The sequence below is a fragment of the Caulobacter sp. P1_B12_2 genome (assembly GCF_056406675.1).
On the sequence record NZ_JBFTZS010000581.1, the window covers coordinates 1 to 2,400 of the forward strand.

A 2,400-nucleotide genomic window follows, 5' to 3' on the forward strand; every position below is an offset into this window, starting at 1 on the left:
GTCCTGCGAGACCTCGAAGAAGGTGCTGACGTCGACGATCGGCTCTTCGTCCGCGAACAAGGTCTCGAAGACCTCTTCCACAATGCCCCTTTGATCGACAAACGACTGGGTCATGGGGCCTATCCTCGAAGCGCCAACAACGGCCACCCGTGGCTAGGCTATTAAGGTTAAGCCTGGATTGCGCTGCGCTTAAACGCCGCTGCGGCGCGACCTACTGGCGGAACATCTCGCGGGCGATGATCACCCGCATGATCTCGTTGGTGCCTTCCAGGATCTGGTGCACCCGCAGGTCGCGGACGATGCGCTCCAGCGGATAGTCCTGCAGATAGCCGTAGCCGCCGTGCAGCTGCAGGGCGTCGTTGGCCACCTGGAAGCCGGCGTCGGTGGCGAAGCGCTTGGCCATGGCGCACAGCTTGGTGGCCTGYGGGTCCTTGTTGTCCAGCGCGTGGGCGGCGCGGCGCACCATCAGGCGGGCCGCCTCCAGCTCGGTGGCCATGTCGGCCAGCTTGAACTGCAGGGCCTGGAAGTCCTTCAGCGGCTTGCCGAACTGCTTGCGGCTCTCGAGATAGGCCTTGGCGGTGTCGAGGGCGAACTGGGCGCCGCCCAGCGAGCACGAGGCGATGTTAAGCCGCCCGCCGTCCAGGCCCATCATGGCGAAGCGGAAGCCCTCGCCTTCCTGGCCGATGCGGTTGGCGACAGGTACGCGGCAGTCGTCGAAGTTCACCGCGGCGGTCGGCTGAGAATTCCAGCCCATCTTGCGCTCGTTGGCGCCGAAGCTGAGCCCCGGCGTCCCCTTCTCGACCACGAAGGCCGAGACGCCCTTGGCGCCGTCGACGCCCGTGCGGGCCATCACGACATAGACGTCCGAGACGCCGCCGCCCGAGATGAACGCCTTGCCGCCGTTCAGCACGTAGTGGTCGCCGTCCAGCCGCGCGGTCGTGCGCATGCTGGCCGCATCCGAGCCCGAGCCCGGCTCGGTCAGACAGTAGCTGGCGATCAGCTCCATGGTGGTCAGGCGCGGCAGGTAGCGCCGGCGCAGATCGTCCGATCCGAACCGGTCGATCATCCACGACGCCATGTTGTGGATGGTCAGATAGGCCGCGGTCGGCACGTCGCCGTAGCTGAGGGCCTCGAAGATGATCGAGGCGTCGAGGCGCGACAGCCCGCTGCCGCCGACGTCGTCCTGGACATAGATGCCGGCGAAACCCAGGGACGCAGCCTCGCGCAGCACATCAACCGGGAAGTGTTTCTTTTCGTCCCACTCAGCCGAGTGCGGGGCAAGGCGTTCCGCCGCGAAGCCCGAGGCCATGTCCTGAATAGCGCGTTGATCATCGTTGAGCGCGAAATCCATGCGCGATATCCTCCCAGTCGGGGCAGAGTGAACCCCTCGCCTTCTTGGCCGCTGACGTGCCGCGCGGCGGCGACTGTGTCAATCATATCTCACTTGATGACTTTGAATGCCGCAGTGCGAAAAAAGCGGGAACGAAATGTCGCACCGCCCTTGAACAGCCGCGTCCTCTGTATAAATCGCGGTTATCGGAGGCGTCGCTTTTCTGTCATGCGTAAGTTCACTGCCGTTTTCGCCGCCCTCGCGGCGCTGTTCACCGTGTCGTCGGTCCAAGCCGCTGATCTGGGTGTATGGACCGGTCCCAAGGACAATGTCCGGGTCGCGATCAAGAGCTGCGGAACCAGCACCTGCGGCACCGTGGTCTATGCCAGCCCCAAGGCCGAGGCGGACGCCCGCAAGAGCGGTCTGACCACCCTGGTCGGCCAGCAGCTGCTGCGCGACTTCGAACCGACCGGCCACGGCTCCATGCGCGGCAAGGTCTTCGTACCCACCCTGAAGGTCACCCTGGTCGGCACCGCCGAGTTCATCGACGCCCGCACGATGAGGGCCAAGGGCTGCGTCCTGGGCGGCCTGATCTGCAAGGCGCAGGTCTGGAAGCGCATCGACGCCGTCACCGCCCGCAACGACGGCCCCGCCAGCTACGCGCCGTAGTCCAACCTAGTTCAGGCCTTTCAGGAACGCAGTGAGCCCGGCGAAGTAGTTCGCCTGGTCGTCGTACATCGCCAGGTGGCTGCCGTTGGCCAGGTACAGGTACCGACCCTTGGGCAGCTGCTTGGACATCTTCTCCATATAGGCCGGGTCCATCGTGTCGTACTTGGCGCCGATCACCAGGGTCGGGACGGTGATGCGCTTGAGGTCGTCGAACCGGTCCCAGTTGAGCAGCAGCCCGCTGGCGCCCAGTTCGCTGGGCCCCTGGATCAGGGTGTAGAGCTCGCCGTTCAACTGCCCGAAGGCATAGGTCACGGGCTCGGGCCACTGGTCGGCGGGCCGGCGCAGGATGTGCTTTTCGTAGTGCATCGGGATCAGCGTGCCCATGTAGTCCGGGTCCGACG

General features: G+C 65.3%; 3 protein-coding genes. 1 reads left to right on the plus strand and 2 read right to left on the minus strand.

Annotated features, from left to right (window positions below):
- Positions 1 to 211: 211 nt before the first annotated feature.
- Entirely contained in the window at positions 212 to 1,351 is a 1,140-nt protein-coding gene (locus AC1DZ6_RS23575) for an isobutyryl-CoA dehydrogenase (RefSeq protein WP_477099535.1), read from the minus strand.
- Between the two features lie 207 nt (positions 1,352 to 1,558).
- Here AC1DZ6_RS23575 and AC1DZ6_RS23580 point away from each other — a divergent pair, with 207 nt between their 5' ends.
- Positions 1,559 to 1,999 (plus strand): DUF2147 domain-containing protein, encoded by a 441-nt coding sequence (locus AC1DZ6_RS23580; RefSeq protein ID WP_477099536.1) that lies wholly within the window; start codon positions 1,559 to 1,561, stop codon positions 1,997 to 1,999.
- Positions 2,000 to 2,005: 6 nt separating this feature from the next.
- Here the strand turns inward: AC1DZ6_RS23580 and AC1DZ6_RS23585 are convergent.
- Positions 2,006 to 2,400, minus strand: a 395-nt coding sequence (locus AC1DZ6_RS23585; RefSeq protein ID WP_477099537.1) for an alpha/beta hydrolase family protein, incomplete at its 5' end; no start/stop codon positions are given.

What these genes read in the sequence shown, in the direction of transcription:
- AC1DZ6_RS23580 (WP_477099536.1), top strand. Translation starts at nt 1,559, where the DNA reads ATGCGTAAGTTCACTGCCGTTTTCGCCGCCCTCGCGGCGCTGTTCACC.